This is a genomic window from Gordonia alkanivorans NBRC 16433 (assembly GCF_000225505.1).
Taxonomy (GTDB): Bacteria; Actinomycetota; Actinomycetes; order Mycobacteriales; family Mycobacteriaceae; genus Gordonia; species Gordonia alkanivorans.
This window is the reverse complement of record NZ_BACI01000023.1, coordinates 13,239-38,457: the sequence shown is the minus strand read 5'-3', so window position 1 is coordinate 38,457 and position 25,219 is coordinate 13,239. Positions and strand designations below refer to the sequence as shown.

Annotated in this window: 14 protein-coding genes and 1 tRNA gene; 7 read left to right on the top strand and 8 right to left on the bottom strand. The window is 69.1% G+C overall.

The features are described from left to right. The first annotated feature begins 122 nt into the window (after nt 1-122). From GOALK_RS03215 to GOALK_RS03205, 3 genes are read left to right on the top strand one after another with little or no spacing between them, the layout of a single operon-like run. Nucleotides 123-1,586 carry a flavin monoamine oxidase family protein gene (locus tag GOALK_RS03215; protein ID WP_006357354.1) on the top strand — a complete coding sequence of 488 codons (1,464 nt, stop codon included), beginning with the start codon at nt 123-125 and terminating at the stop codon, nt 1,584-1,586. A 33-nt stretch (nt 1,587-1,619) separates the two neighbouring features. Then, nucleotides 1,620-2,255 carry a TetR/AcrR family transcriptional regulator gene (locus GOALK_RS03210; RefSeq protein ID WP_006357353.1) on the top strand — a complete coding sequence of 212 codons (636 nt, stop codon included), beginning with the start codon at nt 1,620-1,622 and terminating at the stop codon, nt 2,253-2,255. A gap of 14 nt (nt 2,256-2,269) precedes the next feature. Then, nucleotides 2,270-4,303, top strand: a complete 2,034-nt coding sequence (locus GOALK_RS03205; RefSeq protein ID WP_006357352.1) for a neutral/alkaline ceramidase — start codon at nt 2,270-2,272, stop codon at nt 4,301-4,303. A 7-nt stretch (nt 4,304-4,310) separates the two neighbouring features. Here GOALK_RS03205 and GOALK_RS03200 read toward each other — a convergent pair whose 3' ends face one another. The 4 genes from GOALK_RS03200 to GOALK_RS03185 form a co-directional block, all read right to left on the bottom strand. After that, complete coding sequence (locus tag GOALK_RS03200; RefSeq protein WP_006357351.1) at nt 4,311-5,825, bottom strand: DUF4185 domain-containing protein; 1,515 nt, start codon at nt 5,823-5,825, stop codon at nt 4,311-4,313. A gap of 42 nt (nt 5,826-5,867) precedes the next feature. Beyond that, nucleotides 5,868-7,058 (bottom strand): L,D-transpeptidase, encoded by a 1,191-nt coding sequence (locus tag GOALK_RS03195; protein WP_006357350.1) that lies wholly within the window; start codon nt 7,056-7,058, stop codon nt 5,868-5,870. A 256-nt stretch (nt 7,059-7,314) separates the two neighbouring features. After that, a tRNA-Lys gene (locus tag GOALK_RS03190) sits at nt 7,315-7,387 on the bottom strand. 143 nt (nt 7,388-7,530) lie between these two features. Further along, complete coding sequence (locus tag GOALK_RS03185) at nt 7,531-7,752, bottom strand: DUF3618 domain-containing protein (RefSeq protein WP_006357349.1); 222 nt, start codon at nt 7,750-7,752, stop codon at nt 7,531-7,533. A 150-nt stretch (nt 7,753-7,902) separates the two neighbouring features. Between GOALK_RS03185 and bcp the strand changes: the two genes are divergently transcribed. Together bcp and GOALK_RS03175 are read left to right on the top strand one after the other, a co-directional pair. Continuing rightward, nucleotides 7,903-8,394, top strand: a complete 492-nt coding sequence (bcp, locus tag GOALK_RS03180; RefSeq protein ID WP_006357348.1) for a thioredoxin-dependent thiol peroxidase — start codon at nt 7,903-7,905, stop codon at nt 8,392-8,394. A gap of 12 nt (nt 8,395-8,406) precedes the next feature. Further along, on the top strand, nt 8,407-9,033 hold the full coding sequence (locus GOALK_RS03175; protein ID WP_006357347.1) for a TetR/AcrR family transcriptional regulator: 627 nt from the start codon (nt 8,407-8,409) through the stop codon (nt 9,031-9,033). A gap of 29 nt (nt 9,034-9,062) precedes the next feature. On the opposite strand, the gene acpS is transcribed toward GOALK_RS03175, so the two are convergent. Beyond that, complete coding sequence (gene acpS / locus GOALK_RS03170; protein ID WP_006868104.1) at nt 9,063-9,455, bottom strand: holo-ACP synthase AcpS; 393 nt, start codon at nt 9,453-9,455, stop codon at nt 9,063-9,065. A 38-nt stretch (nt 9,456-9,493) separates the two neighbouring features. Further along, nucleotides 9,494-18,736, bottom strand: coding sequence for a type I polyketide synthase (locus GOALK_RS03165; protein WP_006357345.1), 9,243 nt, complete (start codon nt 18,734-18,736; stop codon nt 9,494-9,496). Nucleotides 18,737-19,302: 566 nt separating this feature from the next. On the opposite strand from GOALK_RS03165, the gene GOALK_RS03160 reads away from it, so the two are divergent. Further along, nucleotides 19,303-19,728: an HIT family protein gene (locus tag GOALK_RS03160; RefSeq protein WP_006357344.1), complete on the top strand. Its 426-nt coding sequence runs from the start codon at nt 19,303-19,305 to the stop codon at nt 19,726-19,728. Next, the gene (locus GOALK_RS03155; RefSeq protein WP_006357343.1) at nt 19,725-20,501 is read left to right on the top strand and encodes an SIR2 family NAD-dependent protein deacylase; all 777 of its coding nucleotides are present in this window, start codon (nt 19,725-19,727) and stop codon (nt 20,499-20,501) included. Before GOALK_RS03160 ends, GOALK_RS03155 begins: the two co-directional genes overlap by 4 nt. A gap of 26 nt (nt 20,502-20,527) precedes the next feature. On the opposite strand, the gene GOALK_RS03150 is transcribed toward GOALK_RS03155, so the two are convergent. Next, the gene (locus GOALK_RS03150; RefSeq protein ID WP_006357342.1) at nt 20,528-24,682 is read right to left on the bottom strand and encodes a PDDEXK-like endonuclease domain-containing protein; all 4,155 of its coding nucleotides are present in this window, start codon (nt 24,680-24,682) and stop codon (nt 20,528-20,530) included. Nucleotides 24,683-24,810: 128 nt separating this feature from the next. Continuing rightward, nucleotides 24,811-25,161 (bottom strand): rhodanese-like domain-containing protein, encoded by a 351-nt coding sequence (locus GOALK_RS03145; protein WP_075863112.1) that lies wholly within the window; start codon nt 25,159-25,161, stop codon nt 24,811-24,813. Nucleotides 25,162-25,219 lie beyond the last annotated feature (58 nt).

Sequence of the window (25,219 nt, the reverse complement as noted above, 5' to 3'; positions counted from 1 at the left end):
CGATTGTGCGTTGATCGGGGTGTTGCGCCTCACACTCTCCTGTTACTCTCTCGATACTTCAGGTCATCTGACCTGAACATGTGGTCGATAGCCTCGCCATCACCACGAGATCGGGGGATCACATGGGTACACACCTCTCACGCAGACACTTCCTGGGCGGAACGCTGGCGGCAGCAGGCGCGTCGCTGGTCGGGTCGGGGCGGGTGTCGGCTGCGCCGACGGGGATCGTCGACGTCATCGTCGTCGGCGGAGGACTGTCCGGGCTCGCGGCTGCCAGGGCACTCAAGGCTGCCGGCGCGTCGGTGACCGTGCTCGAGGCCCGAGACCGTGCGGGCGGGCGCGTCCACAACATCTCCTCACCCAAGCTGGGCGCCACGCTCGACGCCGGAGCCGAATTCATCGGGCCCACACAGGGTCACATCGCCGGCCTCGCCCGTGAGTACGACGTCCGGACGCTGCGGACCTACAACGCCGGCGACAGCATCTTCGTCAGCCGCACCGGGACGACGCGGGTACCTGCCGCTCTGCCGATTCCCGCAGTGGCCGACCTCGGCCAAGCGGGTGCCGCGCTGGTCCGGGCCCAGGCCGACGCGCTGGCGGGCTTCCCCGTCGGCCAGCCGTGGAAGCACCCGAACGCCGCCTACCTGGACTCGATCACCTGGGGGCAGTACACCCACCAGATCGCCGACACCCAGACCGCGCGCGACCTCGTGCAGATAGCGATGTCGGCACCGCTGTCGGTCCGTCCCGACGAAGTCTCCGCGCTCTACTACCTCAACTACATCGCGGCATCCGGCGACGAGCAGAACCCGGGAACCCTCATCCGACTCCTGAGCACCGACGACGGCGCGCAGGAGCGACTGTTCGAAGGCGGCGCCGCCCTCATCCCGCTTCGGATGGCCCGCGAGCTCTCGGCGAACATGGTCTACAACGCGCCCGTCCGGTCGATCTCCTACACCGACGGCATCGCGACCGTCGCCGGCGACGCCGGCACCCATCGCGCGCGCCGCGTCATCGTCGCCATGTCCCCCGCCATCGCCGGCCAGATCGACTACCGCCCAGGACTTCCCGCCGCACGCACCGGCATCCACCGCGGCTACCGCATGGGTGCGGTCAGCAAGTTCGCGGCGCTCTACAAGCGGCCGTTCTGGCGCGACAAAGGTCTGTCGGGACAGGCCTACGGCGCTGGACGCCCCATCGACGTGACCTTCGAGAGCTACGCCGAGGGCAACCACATCCTGATGGGCTTCATCTCCGCCGACGCCATGCGCCGCCTCGATCACGCTCCCGAATCCACCCTGGTCAAGGAGTGCATCGCCAACTTCGTCGAGTACTTCGGTCCCGAGGCCGCCGACTTCATCGACTACGGCGTGTTCAAGTGGGATCTCGAACCCTGGTCGCGCGGTGGGCCGGTCGCGGTGAGCCGACCGGGCACCCTCACCAAATACGGCACCGCACTCCGCGAGCCCGTCGGCCCCATCCACTGGGCCGGCACGGAGACCTCGGACTACTGGACGGGATACATGGACGGAGCGGTCCGCTCGGGGCGTCGTGCGGCACGGGAGATCCTCGGTGATCTCCGGTGACCGAGCTGACGTGAAGGTGCGCCGACCATGAGGATGCCTGTCGAGGAACGGCGAGAACTGCTGCTGGAGTCCGCATTCCGGGTGATCGCACGACGCGGGGTCGACGGCGCGACCACGCGCGCGATCTGCGCGGAGGCCGGCGTCACGCTGTCGACCTTCCACTACGTGTTCGCCACCCGCGACGAACTCCTCGAGGCACTCGTCGAACGCGGAACCGAGAAGGAGTTGACCGCGGTGGGCGCCGCGCTCGGCGAGGGCGCCCAGGACATCTCGCCGGGCCGGGCCGGCGTGGTGGCGATCCTGCAGAGCGCGCTCTCCGCCTACATCGACGGGGTACAGGCCGATCCCGACCGCGAGCAGGCCATGATCTCGCTGAACCAATACGCCAGGCAGACCGACGGACTCAGCGACCTCGGCGCACAGATGTACCTCCGGTACTACGAGGCGATCGCAGACGCGCTCGACGGTGTCGCCGCGGCCACCGGTACCGCCTGGGACCGCGCCTCCGCCGATCTCGCACCGCTCGTCCTCGCCGCCACTGACGGAATCACTCTGTCTTTCCTGAACATCCGCGACCGCGCGATCTGCGACCTCATCGCAGACGCCGTGGTCGCCAACCTGTCGACGCACATCGCCGACAACCCAGAGACCACCCAGGAGAAAGCTTGAAGGGGACACACCACGTGGACGTGACACGGAGACAACTGATCGCCGGTGCGGCGGTGACCGTTGCGGGCGGCGGTCTGGCGCTGAGCACGGCCGGTCGGGCCCCGGCCGCCCCCTCCGACTCGACGAACTACCTCGTCGGCTGCGGTATCGGTGACGTCACGGGTGCCGTTGCCGGACAGGGCATGATGGGCTACTCCAATCCGGAGCAGGTCGCGGCCGGCCTCCTCCAGCGATGCTGGGCGCGCGCCTACATCATCGTCGACCAGGCCACCGGCAAGCGCGTGGTCTTCCTGACCGCCGACATCGCCTGCCTCTTCGAGTCACACCACATGGGGCTGATGGAGAAGCTGAGCAAGCGTTTCGGTTCGCTCTACACCGAGGCGAACGTCAACCTGAACGCGCAGCACTCGCATGCCTCCTGCGGCGGGACCGCCTGGGACTACGCATATTCGCTCGCCGCTTTCGGATTCAAGAAGAACTCGTACGACGCCGAGGTCGACGGCATGTTCGCCGCCATCGTCCGCGCGCACGACAACCTGGCGCCCGGCACGATCACCATCGGTCGCGAGGAACTGCACAACGCCAGCGCGAACCGGTCCAGGGTCGCCTTCGACGCCAACCCGGCGTCGGAGAAGAAGTTGTTCCCCAACGCGATCGACCCGCAGGTCACCGTGCTGCGGCTTCGGCACGCGAGCGGGAGGGACGTCGGGGCCATCACCTGGTTCTCGACCCACGGCACCTCGCTGGCCGATCACAACGTGCTGATCGCCGGCGACAACAAGGGGTACGCCAGCTACCTGTGGGAGCGCACCCAGCCGGGCTTCGTCGCCGCCTTCCCGCAGACGAACTCGGGCGACATGACGCCCAACCTCTCCCTCGAGTGGTTCACACCGAGCGGCCCGACGACCGACAACAAGCGCAACTGCGAACTCATCGGTGAACGCCAGTACGTCGCCGGACGGCGCGCCTTCGAGGCCACCCGCCCGATGACCCGCGGCGGCGTCGACTCGATCACGCGCTACGTCGACATGTCCGCGGTGCGGGTCGCCGGAACCTACACGCCCGACGGGAAACCGGCGTCGACGACGCCGGCGATGATGGGTGCCGCCGCAGCGGCGACCAGCAGCGAGGACAACTACGAGCAGCCGCTCCCCCTCCTCGTCGAGGGCATGACCAATCCCCTCGTGGCCGCTCTCGGCGGCGACAAGAAGCCGCCGATCGCCCCGTGGATGCGGGACATGCAGGCGCCCAAGCTGATTCTCTTCCCTCTCGGACTCATGCCGCCGTCGGGCTGGATTCCGTCGGTGGTCCCGTTGCAGATCATGCGGATCGGGGAACTGGTGCTCGTCGCGGTGCCGGCCGAGGTGACCGTCGTCGCGGGACTCCGACTTCGTCAGGTCGTCGCCGACGAACTGCGCGTCGACATCGACAACGTGCTCATCCAGGGTTACGCGAACTCCTACACCCAGTACGTCACCACCCCGGAGGAGTACGACCTCCAGCAGTACGAGGGTGGCGAAACCCAGTACGGCCGCTACACATTGCCCGCGTACATGCAGGAGTTCGCGAAGCTCGCCGCCGCGATGGCATCGGGCCGCAGCCTGGGGCGCGGTCCGGCGCCCGTCGACAAGTCCGGCTTCCAGCCCGATCTGCTACCGCCGGTCCCCGCCGACCGCCCCATCCCGGGGCACGCCTACGGCGACGTCCTCCGCCAGCCGGGCGGGTCGTACCGTCCGGGGCAGCCCATCACCGTCGACTTCGTCGGCGCGCACCCCAACAACGACTTCCGGCATGGCGGAACGTATCTGGAGGTCCAGCGCCGCGAAGGTGATTCGTGGACGACGGTCGCCGACGACAACGACTGGTCGACCGAGTTCCGCTGGGCACGCCCGCCCGGCAGCACCGACACCTCGCGCATCACGATCACCTGGCGACCGCCCGCCGGGGCGTCGGGGACGTACCGGATCAAGTACGACGGCAACAGCCGCGACGGCAGCGGCAGGATCCGGCCGATCAGCGGGATGTCGCGGACATTCGAGGTCCGCTGAGCGTCCGTCAGCGGACGCGCGCCTGCATCAGTGCGACGTTGTAGTCGGTCCAGGTCGACATGGTGAAGTACAGGTCCTCCCCGCTCGACCACGGGTGCATGAAGCCGCCGTAGAGCTGGTCGTACCTCGACGAATGGACCAGTTCTGCGGGTTCGGACCAGAGCCCTTGGGGTTCGCGGGCCTTGCGCAGCATGATCCCGCCGCGGAGGGCGTCGAGGTAGGTCAGCTGCCACCGCTTCGACTTCTCGTCGTAACGGGCCGACACCTCGCCGGCCGGTCCGGCGAAGATCACCGACGCGACGTTGCCGTCGCGTGCGGGGACCCAGCGACCGTCTCGCCAGTACTGGTAGGCGGTCTTGTTCAGTACGTGGTCGCGGTGGACTCGCGCGAGGCCGACCGAACCGATCCGCGAGTTGGGCGTGCCGAACATGTACACGTACTCGCCCTGGGGAGCCATCGACGACACCTGGAACTGGCTGACGCCGAAGATGTTGTCCCATCGGGCGTACGGGTCCTTGGTCCACGTCGACCCGCCGTCGTCCGAGTACGCCAGCCCGCCGTGGTTGGTCAGCCACGTGCCGGGAATCTTGCCCCAGGTCCGCACCGACATATAGGTCATGAACTGGCGGTCGCCGATCGCGAAACCCGAGGTCGGGATGACGGTGATCTCGTAGTGGTCGATGCGTCGCGCGCTGAGCAGTTCCGCGGCGTGGCATCGGCTGTCCTGGATCATCGTGTCGATACTCATCCCGTCGGACAGCTTCGCATCGCTCGAGAACCCGAGCACGTTGGACCGCCAGTCCCGCCCGTTGGCACCCGGCGGGCGGAAACCCTTGCCGACGGTGTCGCCGAAGACGACCGCGACCTTCCCCGGTGCGGACTCCCACATGATCCCGAGGTCGGTGCCGTGGATCTGCCAGCGCTTGTCGGTACGGCTCGTCGAACCCTTACCGGTGAGCGTGCTGACGAGTTCGACGCCCGACACCCGCGGACGCGTCGGCTTGGATGCGACCGGTCCGGCGTCGACACCCGGGGCGACGGCCGCAGGTGGCGGAGGAAGCTCCGGCGGGTTCGGGTTGGGCACCGGAACAGGGATGTTCTTGGGCGCCGGATCGAAGGTGATCTTCGGGAACTCGATGCTCAACGCGGGACCGCCGGCGTCGGGTTTCGGCTTGGGTGGGTCGGTGATGTCCGGGCACGGGTCCGAGCACGGGTCCTTCGGCGGCTTCTCCGACGGGATGCGGACCACCGGCTTCTCCGGAGCCGGTTCGGGCACCGGCAGGATCCGCGGGTACGGCAGCGGGATGCTGAACCGGTCGGGCAGCCGCGGGATCAGGTCACGCGGGTCGACCGGACCCTTCTTCGGTTTCGGCGGCAGATCCGCCTCACACCCCGAACTCGGCAACACGTCCGACGGTGCTGCGTGCACAACCGCGGCGGAGCCCCCGAGCGCGGTTCCGGCGACCACGATCGCGCAGACCGGGACGAACCATCGCAGCCTGCCGATCCGGAAAGAGCCCATACGAGAACCGTGTGTGCGGCTCTCGGATGGACTGTTCATGGGTCAGGAGTTGTCCGCGTTGCCCTTGCGCCACTCCGACCACGGGATGTTCCAGTCACCGAGGCCGTCGGTGCCGGAGAGCGTGCCGCCCGTGGTGTTCTTGACGACCACCGGGTCGCCGCGCAGCGTGTTGTTCATGACCCAGAGCGCGTTCTCCGGGCTGAGGTTGAGGCAGCCGTGGCTCGTGTTGGTGTTGCCTTGGGCCCACACCGACCAGGGCGCCGAGTGGAAGAAGATGCCGCTGTAGGACATCCGCGTCGCGTAGTCGACGGGGGTGCGGTAACCGTTGGACGAGTTGATCGGGACGCCGTACGTCGACGAGTCCATGATGATGTGGTCGTGCTTGTCGGCGATCAGGTAGATGCCGTTGTCGGTCTCGTCGCCCGGCTTGCCCATCGACGTCGGCATGCTCTTGATGACCTGGCCGTCGCGCTCGAACACGACCTGCTTGGTGTTGTCGTCGGCGGTGATCACCATCCGGCGGCCGACCGTGAAGTTGGTGCGGACGTTCTCCTGGCCGTACAGGCCGTCACCGAGGTCGATGCCATAGGTGTTGACGGCGACCCGCACCTTGGTGCCGGGCTTCCAGTACTCCTTGGGACGCCACCGGACCTCGCTGTCGCTGATCCAGTAGAACGCGCCCTCGACCGGCGGATCGGTGATGACCCGGATCGCCTTCTGCGCGGCTCGACGGTTCGGGATCGGCTCGTCGAACTTCACCGCGATCGGCTGTCCGACGCCGACGGTCTCACCCGGGTTGGGGGTCAGGTAGGCCTGCGTCAGGTTGTTGGGGCTGCTGGTCGTGAAGGTGACCTTCTTGGTGACCGCGCCGCCGATGCCGACCGCGTCGGTCTCCAGCGTGTAGGTGCGGTTGTAGCCGAGCGCCTCGTTGCTGACCCAGACGGTGTCGTTGTCGGTGAAGGTGCCCTTGAGCGGGGTCCCGTCCGACTTGGTGATGAGAACCCGGCTGAGCGTGCCCTCGCTCGTGGTGACCTTGATGGGTGCACCCGGCTGGACGCCGACCGTGTTGTCACTCAGCGGCTGATCGTTGAGTTCGGTGATGTCGACGGCGGGCTTGAGCAGATCGTCGAAGAGGCTCGAACTGGTGACGTTGTCGGAGTACGCCGCCTCCTGTGAGCACGATGTCACGAGTGCGATGATCGCAAGCAACACACCACTGATGATCAGTGGCATCCGTCGTGAAGAACGACCGATCCCCATCTCTCTCCCGCCTGTCACGCCCGACTCTGATGACCGGTCGGCCGAATGCCTCCCCGAATCTCGCACCAGTGTACGAGAACCCGGTCTGTGAGCTCCGCTGTGTGTCGTCCGTTCGGCGGCGTGTCCTGCGCACCGCCCGCGACACCGACCTCCGCAGGCCACTGCGTCACAAACCCTGATATGCCACAAGACGCCTCGCAATTGCTGCGAGGCGTCTTGTGAAACTCTGTGCGCCATCAGGGACTCGAACCCCGAACCCGCTGATTAAGAGTCAGCTGCTCTGCCAATTGAGCTAATGGCGCTTGCCTTTTTCGCCTCCGGAGTACCTCCCGGCGGCGAGAAGGAACATTACATGACACCATCCCCAGTTGTGAAATCGCCTGGTCGGAGCGGGTTTGCGCGGGTTTGAGGCCGTCGCTTCCCGGGGTGCCGGCAGCGGCGTGGGTCAGCTGGTGATCTTGCGGACCACGAGCACGAGCACGAGTGCCCCCACGCCGGCGATGGAGTACATGACCGCGGGCTTCTGCAGCGTCGCCAGAGCCTTGGATTTGGCGTCGTCGGCGAGGCGCTGCGGGTTGGCACGTTCGGCGAGCGCGTCGAGCGTGCTGGCAAGGTCCTCACGGGCCTTGGCGATCTCCTGCTCGATACGTTCGGTGTCTCCGGCCACGTTGCATCCTTCCGGCGCTTCTCGCTCTAGTTACGCGTCGTCACTGCTCACGCGTTGTCATTGACTGTCCAGATCGCCGCCGGACGGCGGCGGTTCGATGCTACGACATCCTCCCGTCGCGGCATGTGACCATGCACTAGCCTGACTGTCATGGCAGAGGTCACTCCCCCGGTGGAGGCACAGCGTTTGTCCGTCGGTGATCGCGCACCCGCGTTCACCCTGCCCGACGCGAACGAGAATCCGGTGTCGTTGTCCGACTATGCCGGACGGAAGGTCATCGTCTACTTCTACCCGGCGGCGTCGACGCCCGGCTGCACCAAGCAGGCGTGTGATTTTCGCGACAATCTCGCCGAGCTGAACGACGCCGGCCTGACGGTGCTCGGCATCTCCCCGGACAAGCCGGCCAAGCTGGCCAAGTTCGTCGAGAAGGAAGGGCTGACCTTCCCCCTGCTGAGCGACCCCGAGAAGAAGGTGCTCACCGAGTGGGGCGCCTTCGGCGAGAAGAAGATGTACGGCAAGACCGTCACCGGCGTCATCCGCTCCACGTTTCTCGTCGACACCGACGGCACCATCGCGCTCGCGCAGTACAACGTCCGCGCCACCGGACACGTGGCCAAGCTGCGCCGCGACCTGTCCGTCTGAGATCCACCTCCGATGACCGAGTCCGCCGAACCGCTGATGCCGCGCAAGCGGCCCACGCAGGAACGAAGCAAACGCAAGTTCCAGGCGATGCTCGAGGCGGCCCGCGAACTGCTGATCGACGTCGGTTTCGAATCGCTGACGTGTGAGGAGATCGCGGCGCGCGCCGAGGTCCCGATCGGGACGCTGTACCAGTACTTCGCGAACAAATACGTCATCGTCTGCGAACTCGACCGGCAGGACACCGTCGACGTCCGCGAGGAGCTGACCGCGTTCGCCACCGAGGTGCCGTCGCTCGAGTGGCCCAGCCTGCTCGAGAAGTTCCTCGACCATCTCGCGGCACTGTGGCGCACCGACCCGTCACGGCGTGCGGTGTGGCTGGCGGTGCAGTCGACGCCCGCCACGCGTGCGACCGCGTCGGAGAACGAACGCGTGCTCGCAGAACAGGTCGCACGGATCATCGCACCGCTCACGCCTTCTCAGCGTGAACGTCGCGAGATGATGTCGCAGGTGCTGGTGCACACGGCGTACTCGTTGCTCAGTTTCTCGGTGCAGGACGGCCACGACCACGACGAGACCGTCGCCGAACTCAAGCGGATGCTCGCGGGCTATCTGCTGCTCGAGGAGTCGACGACGGTCTGAGGGTCGTGGCGGCCCTGAGGGTGTGGGGCCTATCTGCCCTCGAGGATCGCTACCGCCGCCGCGGTGTCCCCGTCGTGCGTCAGGGACACGTGGACGACGGTGTCGCGCAGGTGATTGCCGATCTCGCCGGACAGCCGGATCGCCGGCCTGCCCCAGTTGTCGGTGACGACCTCGATGTCGCTGTGCCGGATCAGGGGCAGCAACGGGGACCGCGAGAACCGGCTCACCGACCAGGCTTTCACGACGGCTTCCTTCGCCGCCCAGCGCGCGGCGAGATGCCGTGCGTCGTCGCCGGTTCCGGCAGCCGAGTCCCGCCGTTCGCCGACCGTGAACCGGTCGGCGAACGTCGTTCCCGGCTGCCGGAGCTGCTCGGCGAACTCCGGGATCGACACGATGTCGATCCCCACTCCGAGAACGCTCATCTCTTCCGGCTTCGCCTCACTGCTCGAATCCGCTGCCGTCACCGGGTTTCCGGAACCGGACCGGACCCGTACACGTCCGCCGCGTCGAGGCGCACCGACGGGTCGAGGAGCATGCCCGCCTCGGCGTCGTGCTCGTCGACCGACTCGTCGAAGCGGCGGTTCGGCGGCCGCTGGTAGGCCGGCTCGCCCCCGCAGATCGACTGCAGGAAGCGCTGGCTGCCCAGGCGCGCACGCTCATCAGCCCGCTTCCGGTAGGTCTCCCGCTCCTCGGGTGCCAGGGAGGCGATGAAGGCCTCCGGGTGGACGACCGCGATGAGCCCGGACACGTGACCGAAGCCGAGGCTGGTCAGCAGACCGGCCTTGAGCGGGAACCGCTCCCCCAGCTGCAGCGTCTCGCGCGGCCACACCAGGTGCGGGTACTCCTTCATCTTCTCGTCGACGCAGTCGAGGCTGCGGTTCGGCGGGATGACCCCGTCGCGGAGCATCTGGCACAGGCCGATCAGCTGGAAGGCCGCGGCACCGCCCTTGGCGTGGCCGGTGAGCGACTTCTGCGACACCACGAACAGCGGGGCGCCGGTGTTGCGTCCGATCGCCTCGGCGAGGCGCTCGTGCAGCTCGGACTCGTTGGGGTCGTTGGCCTTCGTCGACGTGTCGTGCTTGGACACCAGCGCGACGTCGTCGGCGGTGACACCGAGCGAGTTCAGGGCGTTGGCCAGCGGCGAGGACAGCGCACCGCGGGCTGCACCCAGGGCACCGAGTCCCGGAGCCGGGATCGAGGTGTGCACGCCGTCGCCGAAGCTCTGCGCCCACGCCACCACACCGAGGACCGGCAGACCCATCTGCGCCGCCACGTCGCCGCGGGCGAGCAGGATCGTGCCACCACCGGCCGACTCGACGAACCCGCCGCGTCGGCGGTCGTTGGCCCGCGAGAACCGGCGGTCGTCGATGCCGCGTGCGGTCATCTTCGCCGAGTCGGCGGTCGCCGACATCGCACCGAAGCCGACGATGCCCTCGATGCCGAGGTCGTCGAAGCCGCCGGCCACCGCGAACAGCGCCTTGCCGAGACGGATCTTGTCGACGCCCTCCTCGACCGACACCGCTGCCGTGGCGCAGGCCGCGACCGGGTGGATCATCGCGCCGTAGGAGCCCACGTACGACTGGACGACGTGCGCGGCAACGATGTTCGGCAGGGCCTCCTGCAGGATGTCGTTGGCGTTGGCCTCACCGAGCAGGGTGTTGATGTAAAGGTCCCGCATCGAGGCCATGCCACCCATACCGGTGCCCTGGGTGTTGGCGACGAGGCCGGGGTGTACCCAACGCATCAGCTCGCTCGGCGTGAAGCCGGACGACAGGAACGCATCGACGGTCGCGACCAGGTTCCACAGGGCCACCCGGTCGATCGCCTCGACCATGTCGGGGCTGACGCCCCAGCGGGTCGGGTCGAAGCCGGTCGGGATCTGGCCGCCGACGGTACGGGTCAGCGAGAACTTGCGCGGCACACGGATCTCCGTGCCGGCCAGGCGCGTGACCTGCCAGTCGCCGTCGGGATTCTGCGTGACCCGCGTCTTCTCGGGGTTGGCACTCGCGAACGCACGGGCCTCGGCCTCGGAGTTGACCGTGAAGGTCAGGTCCTCGTCGAGGAACACCGAGGTGAGCAGCGGCGAGGTGTTGTCGACCATCGCGCCGTCGTCGGCGTAGCGACGAATGCCGCACCGCGACACGACCTCGTCGTGGTAGCGCTCGGCGATCTCACTCTCCGGCACCGGATCACCGGACTCGGTGTCATACCAGCCCGGCTTCGGAGCCGAATCCCAGTGGATCAGACCGGTGTTCCAGGCCAGCTCGAGAACGCCTGCCGCCGATAGCTTCTCGTCGACCTCCATTTCGAAGCGGGTACGCGCCGAACCGTACGGCCCGAGCTCGCCGGCACCCACGATGACCACCAGGTCCTCGGGACGCGCGTCGATCGTCGGCCATTCCGGACGCATGCTGCGCGGAGCGCGGGCGGGCGCCGGGAGTGCGGCGACGGTGGTCGTCGCCGATGCCTCGTCGGCATCCTCGCCGGCCTCGGCAGCCGCTGCGGCGGTGGCCGCGAGCGCCTTGAGGTCGGTCGAGGCGTCGAGCCCGCCGGTGAAGTCGGCCAGGACCGGAGCGGTGGCCGCGGACTCACGCTGCTCGGGGGTGCACAGCGTCAGCAGGTTGGCGGCCATCTCCTCGGTGCTCCAGGTGCGGACACCCGCAGCCTCGACCGCGTCGACCATGCCGTCGTTGTGGCCCATCAGCCCGGTGCCGCGCACCCAGCCGATGAGGGCGTGGGCCAGCGTGGTCTTCGAGCCCCACGACTCCTCGGCCGACCAGCGGGTCACGAGCGCGTCGAGGGCGGCCTTGCTCTCGCCGTAGGCGCCGTCGCCACCGAACATGCCGCGGTTCGGGGAACCCGGCAGCACCACGTGGAGGCGGGCCGCGATGTCGTGGTCGGAGTGGACCTCCGCCAGCCCGGCGATCAGCCGCTCGACCGACCACAGCAGGACCTTCATCTCCAGCTCGGCGCGAGCGCCGGCGTCGGTGAGGTCACCGGCCACCCGCGGAGCGGCGAACGGGAACAGCATCGTCGGCTTCATGGCCGGCTTCACCACCGCGATCGTGCCGCCGAGGTTCTCGGTCTGCTCCGCGGCCACCCACTCGACCAGGTCGTCGACGTCGGTGTACGACGCCATGTTCGCCGGGGCGATCCACAGCGCGGCACCGGTGCGGGCGTTCTCGCGATAGAGCTTCTTGTAGAAGGCGAGACGCTCGGAGTTCAGTCGCGAGGTGGTCGCGATGACGGTCGCACCGCCGGCGAGGAGGCCGGCCACCACACCTGCGGCGATCGAGCCCTTGCTGGCGCCGGTGACGACGGCGATCTCGCGGCTGTAGATCCCCTTCTCGGGGTTCTCGGCGGCGTGCGCGATGGCACCGAAGACGCGGCCGTGCACGGCGTTCCCGTTCGCGAGGGCCTTGCCCTGCCACCAGGTGGCGTGTTCGGCGACGGTGTCGCCGGCTCCGGCGAACCCGCCGACGACCTTCTCGAAGTCGGCGTCGAGCTCCTGCTCGTCGGCCAACCAGAGACGGACGAGATCCTCACGGGCGGTTGCCCACCGGTCGTCGATGAGCACGACCTTGGCGTCGTCGAACGCCGGCGCGACAGTGCGCGCCCAGTCTGATCCGAGTTCGGCACTGACCAGCTCGGCCAGCTCGGCGTTGGGATCGGCCGCGGCCTCGGCGAGGTCGGCGACCTCGGCGAGTCCCAGCTTCTCCAGCACCGTGTACGCCGCCGAGGCGAGCGCACCCGACCGGCCGGTGATCTGCTCGGTGAACTCGCCGAGAGCAGCCGCGTCGACCGTTGCCCCACCGCCGGATTCGGCGGCGGGCTTGCCCACCGCGATGCCCTTCTCGGCACCCACGGCGGTGACCGCCTTGTCGATCAACGCGTCGAGCGCGTCGGCGTTGGCGACCGGGCCGTCGAGCAGGTTGCCCAGTGCCTCACCGCGGACCGAGGCCCCGTCCCGCGTGCCCAGTGCGAGTGCCACGGTCGTGTGCAGTCCCCAGCCGGGGCCGAGCTGCCACACGCTGCTGACGCGGTCGGTGATGTAGTTCTGGCGCTTGCCCAGCGGGCCGAGGACCTTGCGGACCTGGTCGCTGACCGCGTCGGTGAGCACCGCACCCAGCGGCCGGTAACCGCGGGCGAGTGTCTCGACGGTCGACGACAGCGCGACCATGTCGGCCTCGGCCGCACCGTCGATGGCGCCGAGTCCGAGCTCGCCGCCGATGTCGAGCAGGAGCTGGTTGCGGCGTGAGGACACACCGTCGCACAGCGCCTCGATGGTGTCGGCCGCACCGATCTGGTCGACGCGCATCTTGGTCCACAGGGCGATCACGGACTTCACCGCATCCGACGGGGTGAACGTGATGTCGTCGGGACGCGGGCCGCCGGCGGGAGCGGCCGGAGCCGGTGCCGCCGCCGCGGGGGCAGCGTCCGCCGGAGCGGCGGCCGACTCTGCGGGAGCGTCGATCTCGTCCTCTTCCGGCTCGTGACCGGCATCCTTGGCCAGGATCACGTCGGAGTCGCGTTCGACGTTCACCACCTCGGTGGTGGCCGAGGCGTAGTCGTCGAGCTTGAGGGTGTTGTTGGCCAGACCCGTCAGGGTCGGCGCACCCTTCAGACCGATCTCGACGAAACGCTGCACGGCGAGACCATCGCGCTCCGGACCGCTGAACAGCAGGTCCTGGGTCTCGATCCAGCGCACCGGGCTCGCGAACTGCCAGGCGAGGAGCTCGATCAGGAGAACGCGGGCCAGCTCGGTGGGCTTGGCGGTCCAGTTGTCCCAGTCGGCGAGGACCTCGTTCAGCGGATCGGACGGCACGAGCGCCGCGATCTCCTCGACGAAATCGCGTCCGAGGTTGAACAGGCGCGGCACCAGGTTCGGAATGTAGCGGCCGATCAGGATGTCGATGTCGATGTCGGCGGGCAGCAGCTCCTCGAGCTTGCCGCGGAACTCCGGCACACCGGCGCGCAGGACGCTGGAGTGGAACGGGACGTCGATACCCGGGATGAGGATGAACGCCCGCTTGCCACCGAACTCGGCACGGCGACGGTCGATCTCGGCCTCGAGGTGCTCCAGGCCCCGGACCGTGCCGGCGATCGCGTACTGCGAGCCGAGCAGGTTGAGGTTGACGACCTCGAGGAACTCACCGATCTCCGCACCCAGGCCGGAGACGAAGCCGGTCACATCGGCGTCGGCGAGACCGAACTGGCTCGGCCGGATCGCGGCCATGCGGTAGTCGCTGCGGCCCTGCTCATCTCGCGGAACGAGATGGTGCATGGCCTCGCCGCGCTGGAACACGACCTCGAGGACCGCCTCGAGCGGCAGGACGCCGGCGCAGGCGGCGAGAGCGTTGTACTCGCCGACGGAGTGACCACAGGTGATGGCGCCCTCGACGAAGCCGCCGGCCTCCTTGAGTTCGGCGATCTGCGCGACACCGAGGGTCGCCATCGCGACCTGGGTGAACTGCGTCAGGTACAGCACGCCGTCGGGATGGTTGTAGGTGGTGCCGTTGGCGACCAGGGTCGTCGGGTTGTCCCGCACGACGGCCAGGATCGAGAAGCCGAGCGCCTTGCGCGTGTGCTTGTCGGCGCGATCCCAGATCTCACGGGCTGCCTTGGACCGCGACCGGGCGTCGAGGCCCATGCCCTTGCTCTGGATGCCCTGCCCCGGGAAGGCGTAGACGGTGCGCGGCGCGGCCAGGAGGCCGGTGGCGCTCATGACGAGGTTGTCGCCGACCTTGGCGCTGACCTCGACGACCTCACGGCCGTTGTCGAGGCCGACACGGTCGACGCGCACGGTGATGGTGTCGCCGAGGCGGACCATCCCCAGATAGCGTGCAGTCCAGCCGATCAGCGGTCGCGGCGACGGGGTCGGGTTCTTCGAGTCGGTCGCGGTGACGACCTGCTGCGCGGCAGCCGACAGCCACATGCCGTGCACGATCGGGTCGCCGAGTCCGGCCAGCTTGGCTGCCGAGGCGTCGGTGTGGATCGGATTGCGGTCACCGGAGACGACGGCGAAGCCGTGCATGCGGTTCGGCGCGGTGATGGTGGCCGAACGGAGCAGCTTGCGGGTGGCCGACTGCTCGGCCTTCGGGGCACCGCCCGCGCGGAGCGGGTCGGTGAGCTCGGCGGCACCGAGGCGTCCGCGGATGGCGAAGCGCTCGTCGAGGGTGGCGATCGGGCCGGCAGTCCCGGCGATCTCCACCGAGACCTCGACGACACGGCCCACGTCGGAGTCGCGGACCGCGCCGGCACGGGCGGTCACCGTCAGTTCGGCGGTCTCCGTGGGGATCTCACCGGTGAGAGCGATCGCATGGTCGAGGTGGACCAGGTCGAGCAGACCCTCGACGACCGGTGCGCCGGTCTCGGTGCGGGCGGCACCTATCACGCTGAACACGCTGGGCCAGCAGGCGCCGACCAGGGTGTCGGGGACGGCGAAGCCGAAGGGCTCGGTCGGGGTGGTCGGACGCAGGTGCGCGGGCAGGGAGAAGCCGGTCACCGATGCATGGTCGGCCACCGAGTCGGGCTGCCAGGTGATGGTGGTGGTCGCGGTGCCGTCGGTCACCTCGGCGAGTTCGCCGCCCGCGGCGACCGTGAGGATCTCGGTCATCGCGCCGGCTGCCTCGTCGAGTCCGACGACCGGCGATCCGCCGTCGCGCACGCCGAGACCGGCGAGCAGCGGGATGCGCACGGCCGCACCGGAGATCGGGACGACGAGATCGAAACGGACGACGCCGTTCTCGGTACCGGTCTGCTCGATGACGGCGCCGGTGGGCTCGTGCTCGGCACGCTCGGGGGCGACGATCGACCAGGCGGCGCGGTCACCGAGGAGGGCGACCGGGCTCGGGACGATCCGTCCCGCCCAGCTGACGTCGTCGGATTCCAGAACAGCGGTCAGGACGCCGGCGTCCTCGACCAGTCCGGCACGGTGTCGCGAGGCGACCTCGACCGAGCGCACACCGGCGGTCAGCAGGTCGGTGACGACCTGCGCCTCGAAGCGGTCCAGCAGCTCGCCGACCGGCTCGTCGACGCGGGTGATGCCGGCAACGGCGACCGGACCGGGGATGACGCACACGGCGTCGGCGCCGTAGCGCGTGTCGTGGGCCTGCCACAGCGAGTCACTGCGCCACCAGCGGCGCACGTCCTTGTCGATGACCGGCACGAAGTTGACCGGCTTGCCCGGGGTGCGGCACTGCTCCAAGAAGAACGCGACGTCCGCGGGATGCAGGACGTCGGTGTCGATCTCGCGGTAGACGCTGCCCAGCGCGTCGATCGCGGCGTGCGGGTCGTCGGTGGACGACAGCTCGGCGAACATCGTCGGGATGGGACCCGAGTCCTGCGGGTGCATGCGGGCCTCGGTGCGCTGCAGCATCTCGACGAAGCGCTGCTGCCAGGTGATGTCGGCCCACGGGTGCTGATCGCCGTTGGCGTCGCCGACCGCGAGGGTGGCGTAGCGGTCGAGCCATTCGCGGTAGGTCATCTCGGCGACGTCGCCGAAGTACGGCTTGGCGGTGTCCGCCATCGCCGCGATGATCTCGTCGCGGCGTGCGGCGACGGCCTCGGCGTCACCGGCGACCTCGTCCAGCAGACGGCCGCAGCGGGACGCGGTGTTGTCGACCTCGTGGATGTCGGCGCCGAGCTGCGAACGGCCCGAAGCCATTCCGGCGGTCGCGTGGCCTGCACCGATCCACTCGTCGATACCGACGGTGTCGACGAGGAGCTGCTTGACCTCGGGAGTGGTGGTGGCCTCCTTGGCGGCCATCGCCGCGGTGCCGATGAGGATGCCGTCGAGCGGCATCAGCGGATAGCCGTAGCCGCTCGACCAGACGCCGGTCAGGTATTCGCTGGCACGCTCCGGGGTACCGACGCCGCCGCCGACGCAGATGACCACGTTGGGTCGGGCGCGGAGTTCGCCGTAGGTGGCGAGCAGCAGGTCGTCGAGGTCCTCCCACGAGTGGTGGCCACCGGCGCGGCCGCCCTCGATCTGGACGATGACCGGATGGTGCGGGACCTCGTTGGCGATCCGCACAACCGAACGGATCTGCTCCACGGTGCCCGGCTTGAAGGCGACGAAGCGGAGTCCGGCCTCGACGAACTCGTCGACGAGGGCGACCGCGTCCTCGAGTTCGGGGATGCCGGCGGAGACGATCACGCCGTCGAGCGGCGCGCCCTGGGCACGGGCCTTCTGCACGAGGCGTTTGCCACCGAGCTGCAGCTTCCACAGGTACGGGTCGAGGAACAGCGCGTTGAACTGCGCCTCGCGACCCGGCTCGAGCAGGTCGGTGAGAGTGGCGATGTTGCGGGCGAAGATGTCCTCGGTGACCTGGCCTCCACCGGCGAGCTCGGCCCAGTGGCCGGCGTTGGCCGCGGCGGCGACGATCGCCGGGTCGACGGTGGTCGGGGTCATGCCCGCGAGCAGCATCGGCGAACGTCCGGTGAGACGCGTGAACGCGGTCTCGACGACGGTCCGGCCGTCGGGCAGCTCGACGAGGGTCGGGGCGAACTGGGACCACGGGGTGGCGACCTCGGGCACCCCGCCCGGGCTGAAGAGGTTGCGCTGTCCGACGCGCAGGGCGGCGGGGACGAGGCCGACACCCTGGCCGCGGACGAGCGATGAGGTGAGACGGGTGGCGATGTCGCCCGGACCGAAGTCGAGGATCCACTTGGCACCGCCGGCGACGACCTCGTCGACCGAGGAGACCCAGTCGACGTGTGCGACGAGGATGTCGTGGGCGTGACGGGTGGCGAGCTCACGGTCGATGCCGCAGCGGTCGGCCCAAGCGCCGACGAGTTCGACGGCCTCGGCCATGTTCGGGTGGTGGAAGGCGACCGACACCTGCAGGTGGTCGAACTTCGGGGCGAACGGTGCGCCGCCGGTCAGCTTGCGCTTGCGCTCGTCGGCTTCGGCGGCGGCGATCCGCTCGCAGAGCGCGACGAAACCGGCGAGGTGACGCGGGGCGCCGGAGAGCACGAGTGCGTTGCGGCTGTTCTTGATCGAGACGACGGGCGCGGTGGCCAGGTCGCTCTCTGGCAGGGTCGCGCGGTACTGGGCGAGGACCTCGTCGACGCGTGCCGGGGTGACGTTGTTGACCGCCAGCATCGGCGTGCCGTCGGTGGTGACCCCGAGGCCGCGGCGACGCGCGATGAGCGAACCAGCGGCACCGATGAGGTGGGCGACGGCGAGCAGCAGGCCCTCTCCGGCTTCCGCGGCGTTCCCCTCGGCTCCGACCGCGTCGGTGGCCAGCGAGCCCTGCGAGTGTCCGATGACGGCGCTGGGCGGGATGCTCGCGGTGTCGAGACCCTGCTTGCGTAACGCCTCGATGGCGGCCAGCTGGGTCAGCAGGACCCCGGGACCCGAGAGGGTGAAGTCGGCGAGAGCGGCCTCGGTGGGCACCTCTTCGCCCGCGTCGTGCGCGTGGACCCACGCGAGGGGGTGGAAGCCGTCGGCGCGCGCGACGACGAGGTCGTCGGCGACGGGTGCGACGAGCCGTTCTGCGGCCTCTACGATCCCGCCGATGCGGTGTTCGAGGTCGGCGTCGACGACCAGTTCGGCCAGCGTCGGCAGCCACGCGCCACCCTGACCGCCGAAACTGATCGCGTAGGGCTCGCCCTGGGCGAGCCGGTCAATGAGTGTGGTGGTGGGGCGCTCTGCGTTGGCGGCGCCCTGCGAGCCGGTGCGGAACTGGTCGACGGTCACGAGTACTCCTCTGTGGTGGTCGGTCTCGGTGGTCGGCGGAGTGTCTTGGTGCCGGCGCGCGCGCCGGCGGGTGTCTTGGGTACAGGCGGGAGCGCCGGCGATTCCTCGTCGGTGAGAACGGGGGGTCGCCCACGACACCGGGGCATCGCAGGCGGAAACGAGAGCGGCAGCCCTGCCTGATTCGAACTACTTGGTACAACTGATGAACACGCCTGCCACACAAGGACATCGGCGCTCCCCGGCTCATGGAGGAGTCGCTTACGACGTGAACGTGACACCCATGATGACACACGAAAGTGAGGGATTCCTCATGTTTCCGGGTGACCTGCCGGTATACCCATCAGTAACCCCGCGGGTAACTTGAAAGACCATGTCAACAACCATCCGAAGGGTTGCAAAACATGCTGGCCAGACAACGTACCCGAGGGTATGTCGGCCGCCGAACGCGCGCTCGGTCAACCGTTATGAAACCGTGATGTGATGCGGACCACTTTCCGGTCCGACGGCGGGTCCGCGGCGTTCGCACGGTGCCCGGACGCGCTCCGCCCGTGCCCTAGAGTCGCCCCATGAGCAGTTGCATCTTCTGCGCCATCATCGCGGGCACGGCTCCGGGCCGGATCGTCTATTCCGACGACGACGTCGTCGGCTTCCTCGACATCCGACCGGTCACCCGCGGGCACACCTTGCTCGTCCCCCGAGTCCACTCATCCGGGCTCGACGACCTCGACCCGACACTCGGGGCGGCCCTCTTCGCCGCCGGACAACGCGTCGGATCGGCGCTGAAGGCCGGGCCGATGTCCGCGGACGGGGTCAACCTCGCCCTCAACGACGGCCGCGCCGCGTTCCAGACCGTCTTCCACACCCATCTGCACGTCGTGCCCCGCCACGCAGGCGACAAGCTCAGTTTCGCCAAGGGTCTGGTCGTGCGTCGCGATCCGGACCCCGACGAGACCGCCGACCTGGTGCGCGCCTCCCTCGAGGCCGCGGGATGACCGGGCCGACCATCCCCGAGGCCGTGATCGACCTCGTCCGAGACGCGGACTGGATCACCGTCTTCAGCGGGGCCGGCGTGTCGGCCGAGAGCGGGATCGCGACCTTCCGCGACGTGCAGACCGGACTGTGGGAGACATTCGATCCCGCCGAACTCGCCACCCCGGAGGCATGGGAACGCGACCCCGCACTGGTCTGGGGCTGGTACCGGTGGCGAGCCCGCGAGGTGCTCGCCGCCGAACCGAACACCGGACACCGAGCACTGGCCGAGCTCGGCGCCTCGCGCACCGTCATGGTCGTCACCCAGAACGTCGACGACCTGCACGAGCGTGCCGGAAGCGACGTGGTCAGCCACCTCCACGGCAGTCTCTTCGCGCCGCGCTGCTCGGTGTGCCACACCCCGTACGACGGTCCGGATGCGCGGCCGTCGGCAACCGATCCGGACACCGAGCACGTGGAGCCCCGGGTCACTCCGCCGACCTGTCCGAGGTGCGGCGGCGACGTCCGCCCCGGCGTCGTCTGGTTCGGGGAGTCGCTGCCGACCGACGACTGGCAGCGGGCCGATCAGGCGTTCCGCGCGAGCGAGGTGGTCATCGTCGTCGGCACCAGCGGAATCGTGTACCCGGCCGCATCACTCCCCGAACGCGCTGTCCGCGAGGGCATTCCGGTGATCGAGTTCAACCCTGCCGAGTCGTCGGTGACCGACTTCGCCACGCACAGCCTGCGGGTGTCGGCCGCCGAGGGCCTACCGGCTCTGCTCCGCGCGCTGGGCTGACGGTCCACTCGCCACTCCCCCGCGCGTCACTCCCCGGCGGTCAGGTCGATCGGCGTCCACGTCGGGGCGACCTCTGCGGCCGGACGTGCCGTGAGCGATCCGGGCTTGCAGCCACGCGCCTCGAGGGCCGCGGCGACCGCATCGATCACCCGATCCGGGTCGAGTTCGAACTCCGACTCCCGGACCCGGGCGAATTCCCAACCGCAGCGCCGCAATTCACGCTCGCGCTCGAGATCCGAGCGGGCCTGGCGTCCGGTCCCGGGGAACGCGTCGGGATCGCATTCGACGGCCATCCGGGCGTCGGCACCGAGGACCACCAGGTCGATGATCCGGTTGTTGACGGTGACCTTCGGGGTCACGTGGTAGCCCAGTGCCGCGAGACGGTTGAACACCCGCTGTTCGAGTAGGTTGTCGAACGGCTCGACGCGGAGGTCGTCGGGCACGTCGGTCGGCATCGGACTGATCGCGAGACCCTCGTTGGCGGTGAAGTAGGACAGCAGCGAGTACCGGAGGTCGTTGTGCCGCAAGTCTTCTGGTCCGATCGAATGGAACAGCCAGACCTGGTCCATCGCGCGGGTGGCCGCGACGTTGATCCGTCGCTGCGATTCTGCGCGCGTCAGTGCCGAGATGGCCGTCGGATCGGAGACGACCATGGACAGGAAGATGACGCGGCGCTCGTCGCCCTGGAAGTCCGGCGGGGTGCCCACCCGGATACGACGGGTGCGCCACGCCTCGGCATCGAGCCCGTTGCGTAGGGCCCGTTCCAAGGCCTCCGCCTGTTTGGTGCCCTGCAGCGCGATCACGCCGAAGTCCCGGCCGTCGTAGGCCGGATCGGCCAGACAGTCGCGCAGCGCCCCGAGGATCGCCTCCACCTCGCCGTCGTTCACGAGGCCCGACCCGCTGCCGGTGGCCTCGCCGTCGACCGCAACCGTGCGCAACGGCTCGAGTCGGTCGGAGCCGTACTGCCGCACCGGGATCAGCGGCGCCTTGCCGTAGAACTGCCGCGACGAGAACTCGATGATCTCCGGCATCGACCGGAAGTGCTCGCGCAACCCGACGACGTTGCCGAACCTGCTGCGGAGCAGCGAGAACAGACTCGACCGCGGGGTGAGTCCGTCGCGGAGGTAGGTCGGTAGGTCCGGGAGCGCGGCGTCGAGTTCGGCGAAGGCGTCGTCGAGCGTGGTACCCGCCAGCCCCACTGGCGCACACTGCTTGTCGTCGCCCACGACGATGATCCGGGGCGCGAGCCACAGCAGGAAGGAACTGGTGATGTCCGCCTGTGACGCCTCGTCGACGATGACGACATCGAAGGAGTGCCGGCGCGGCGGGAGCGTCTCGGCGACCTGGTTGATCGACATGATCCAGGCCGGGATCGCGTTCTGCGCCACGGCCATCGCCTCACGCGCGGCACGCCGGAACCGGTTGGCGTGCTTGCCCGACCCCTTGCCGAGGTTGATCATGTGGTCGCGGTAGGACTGCAGCGCCTGGATCTCGCCGGTCGTGGTGCGCCCGAGCAACTCCCGCCAGGCACGCGCCGAGGCGAGACGGGTGGTCAGCTGCGCGACGTCGACCTCGATGGCATCGAGGTCGGCCGAGATCCGGGTTTCGGAATGCACGTCGCTGCGTTCGGACACCCACGTGTGGGCGTACCGCCACGCCCAGGCGGCAGCCATCTCCCGCGCGCGTTCGGACCAGATCGGATCGCGCGGCGTCGCCCAGATCGTCCGGACCAGTTCCGGAGCGCGGCTCTTGAGTCGCAGTTCGAGGAGATCGAGCGCGTTCTCCGCATTCGCCTGCTCCTGGGCCTTGAGGAAGGCTCGGCGGGCCGTGCGGATCCCGGCGGCGTCGGCGGTGCCGAGCGCGGCGAGTAGTGCATCACCTTCGGATGACGGGCCCTTGTCGAGTTCGGCGGCCAGCCCGTAGGTGCAGTCGGCCAGTTCCCGTTCGGCCAGGGCCGCGTCGTTGGCGGCGGCGATCGAACCCGCCTGCCCGGCCACCTCGGCGATCTCCGCGACGCTGCGGGGGCGCGGGCCACCGGGGCTGATCGCCTCGAGTTCGTGGACGAGATGATCGCGCCCGGTGACCAGACGCGAGATCCACGCGAGCTGCGCGTCCAGCCTGACGAGCCGATCGACCTGTGCGGACCGGGATCCGGAGGCATCGATCGGCACGTGGAGGTCGGCCAGGATGCGATGGACCTGGTGGACGGCGTCGACGACCGTCAGGTGGTCGGCCACCCTTCGCAACGACACCTCGTCCGTCGGGACCCGACCGTCGACGGTCGCCCGTACTTGCGACTCCTCGACCGCGCGCTGCTGCGGGGAGCGGCGCAGCCGGCCGCGCCATTGGCCACCCTCCGCCAGATGTTCGGCGGCTGCGTCGAACAGCGCCGCATCGCCCGGGCGGTCCCCCTCGACGAGAACCGTGTGGGCGCCCAGGTCGCGGTCGCGCCGGGCGGCCTCGGCGATCACCGGGGACAGGGTCGTCACGCGGGACCACAGGTGGGACGCGTTGCCGGCCAGCAGCCGATCGGCCATGTCGACCATCGGCGCCGGAAAGGACGCCACCTCGCCCGCGGCCACGCCCAGCTGTTCGCAGATCTCCTTGATGGTGAGAAGTCGTTCGCTGTCGACGCCGTCGAGAGACGGGAGCAGCGCTCCCGTGCCGCCGTGGGTTTCCTTTGGTCGGGCGGCGATCCGCGCGCAGATCGTGTCCATGTCGCCGGGCTCCGGCAGATGATCGGCGAGCTCGGGGAACCGCTGGGTGAGACGGCCGCGGTCGCCGCCGGTCACCTGGAGGAGTTCGACGAGCCGGGCGAACTCCGAGGAATCCAGGGGCGGGACCGCACCCTCGAGTCCCGGCGGCATCCAGTCGAAGCGCTCGGCGTCGCGCTTGACCTGCCGCACGATGTCCGCCGGGGTACCCCGATAGTCCCCCGCCACCCACTCGTGGACCTCGGTCTCGCCGGCGCGCAGATCCCACAGCTCGCGCATGAGCTGGTCGCGCTGGGTCAGGGCGTGGTCGCGGCGGGCCTCGAGGTCGGCGATCTCGGCGTCGGCGACGGACACCGAGAACGCGGCCTTGCGCGCGGCGAGGTTCTCGACCACCGACACGATCGTCTCGGCATGGTCCTGGGAGATGTCGGCGATGGACACCGTGAGTTCGCGCAGCGCGGGCGGGAGCATGTCGCGCAGCACGTGGAGCGCATGCGCCTTCTCGCTGACGACCAGCACGCGCTGCCCCTTGGCGAGCAGCGCGGACGTCACGTTCGCGATGGTGTGCGTCTTGCCCGTACCGGGCGGCCCCTCGACCACGACGCCGCTGTCGTGGCCCAGCCGCACGAGCACGTCGCGTTGCTCGACGTTCGAGGGCAGCGGGAAGAGCGCGTCGGCGATGAGACGTTCGGGTGAGAGCACGGCCGGCGCGTCGAGCGCGCCCAGCCGATCCTCGGCGTCGATCGGTTTGACCAGCTGGGCCAGGCCGACGGGCACGCTCGCATCCTCGTCGCGCAGGTCGTCGATGATCGCGTCGTAGAAGGCGAGCGAGTTCTCGACACCGCGGCGTCGCAGGACGATCGCCGGTCGCATGTCGAGCGAGAGGGTGGCGCGGTCGGCGTCGATCTCGATTTCCCCCAGCCACTCGCCCACGAGATCGGTGACCTTGCCGGCGACGACCGACGGCTGCTCGGCGAGTCGGGTCCGGGTCTTCATCGCGCCGGCGAGTTCGAGTCCGTCGACCGCGGCGAGCAGATGGGTGTCGTGCATGGTCGGCGCGGAGCCCGCGCCGAGGGACACGCGGATGGCGCCCGACTCGTCGCGGTCGGCGACCACTGCCTGTGTGAGGAGATGCTCGCGGACGAGAGGTTCGGAGCCGGCGTCGTCGTGGACGGTGACGAGGGCGTTGGCCAGGACGAGTTCGAGGGTCTCGGGGCTCTCGGTCAGCTCGTCGACGAGGCGGGCGACATCGGCGTGTGCGGTGTCGGCGGGATCGATCTCGACGACGACCTGCCCCGGCGCGGCCGACGCCCGCACCGAGATGGGCGTCGAGGCGCCCACCCAGACGTGGCCTGCGTGTTCGTCGATGTCCCGGACATCACCGGAGCGCGAGCGGACGACGTCCCTCAGGAACGCCATCAGCCGGGTGACCTGGTCTCGCAGTGTCTCGCGAGTGTCATCCTGCATCCGATGGGTTCCTCTCGTCGCCGGCGTTCCTACGCTATCAAGCCGCTGGTCAGGAAAGCGGAACTGCCGCACCGTATGTCAAGGAGACCACGTCGGCCGGTGAGCGGCGTCGCGCTCACGTGATGCGCTCAGGTGGAGGAACGCAGTGCTCGGTAACCACCGTCGACGTAGCGGACGTTGGTGTAGCCGAGGCCCGCGATCTGCTCGGCGATCCGCGGTGCCTCCGAACTCACCGACACCACGGCGATCTCGGTGTCGCGCGCGATCTTCCTGGGCTGCTCGGCGTCGCGGATGACGGGGAAGGTGCCGGTCGGGGTGGGACTCAGGAGGTTCGGTAGCTCACTGGGTTCGACCACGTAGGCGCCCGGAAGGCTGCCCTGGTGGCGCACCACCTGCGGGCGGGCATCCACCATGACCGCGTTTCCGGCGCGGCTGTGGTCGATTGCTTCTGCTGCTGAAATCGCACTCACCAAGGACACTGGTGACTCACCAATCCTGTGCTCACTCGTAATTTTCGTGCCCCTCGGTCGGCGGATA

What these genes read in the sequence shown, in the direction of transcription:
- GOALK_RS03215 (WP_006357354.1), top strand. Translation starts at nt 123, where the DNA reads ATGGGTACACACCTCTCACGCAGACACTTCCTGGGCGGAACGCTGGCG.
- GOALK_RS03210 (WP_006357353.1), top strand. Translation starts at nt 1,620, where the DNA reads ATGCCTGTCGAGGAACGGCGAGAACTGCTGCTGGAGTCCGCATTCCGG.
- GOALK_RS03200 (WP_006357351.1), bottom strand. Translation starts at nt 5,825, where the DNA reads ATGGGCTCTTTCCGGATCGGCAGGCTGCGATGGTTCGTCCCGGTCTGC.
- GOALK_RS03195 (WP_006357350.1), bottom strand. Translation starts at nt 7,058, where the DNA reads ATGCCACTGATCATCAGTGGTGTGTTGCTTGCGATCATCGCACTCGTG.
- bcp (WP_006357348.1), top strand. Translation starts at nt 7,903, where the DNA reads ATGGCAGAGGTCACTCCCCCGGTGGAGGCACAGCGTTTGTCCGTCGGT.
- GOALK_RS03175 (WP_006357347.1), top strand. Translation starts at nt 8,407, where the DNA reads ATGACCGAGTCCGCCGAACCGCTGATGCCGCGCAAGCGGCCCACGCAG.
- acpS (WP_006868104.1), bottom strand. Translation starts at nt 9,455, where the DNA reads ATGAGCGTTCTCGGAGTGGGGATCGACATCGTGTCGATCCCGGAGTTC.
- GOALK_RS03160 (WP_006357344.1), top strand. Translation starts at nt 19,303, where the DNA reads ATGAGCAGTTGCATCTTCTGCGCCATCATCGCGGGCACGGCTCCGGGC.
- GOALK_RS03155 (WP_006357343.1), top strand. Translation starts at nt 19,725, where the DNA reads ATGACCGGGCCGACCATCCCCGAGGCCGTGATCGACCTCGTCCGAGAC.
- GOALK_RS03150 (WP_006357342.1), bottom strand. Translation starts at nt 24,682, where the DNA reads ATGCAGGATGACACTCGCGAGACACTGCGAGACCAGGTCACCCGGCTG.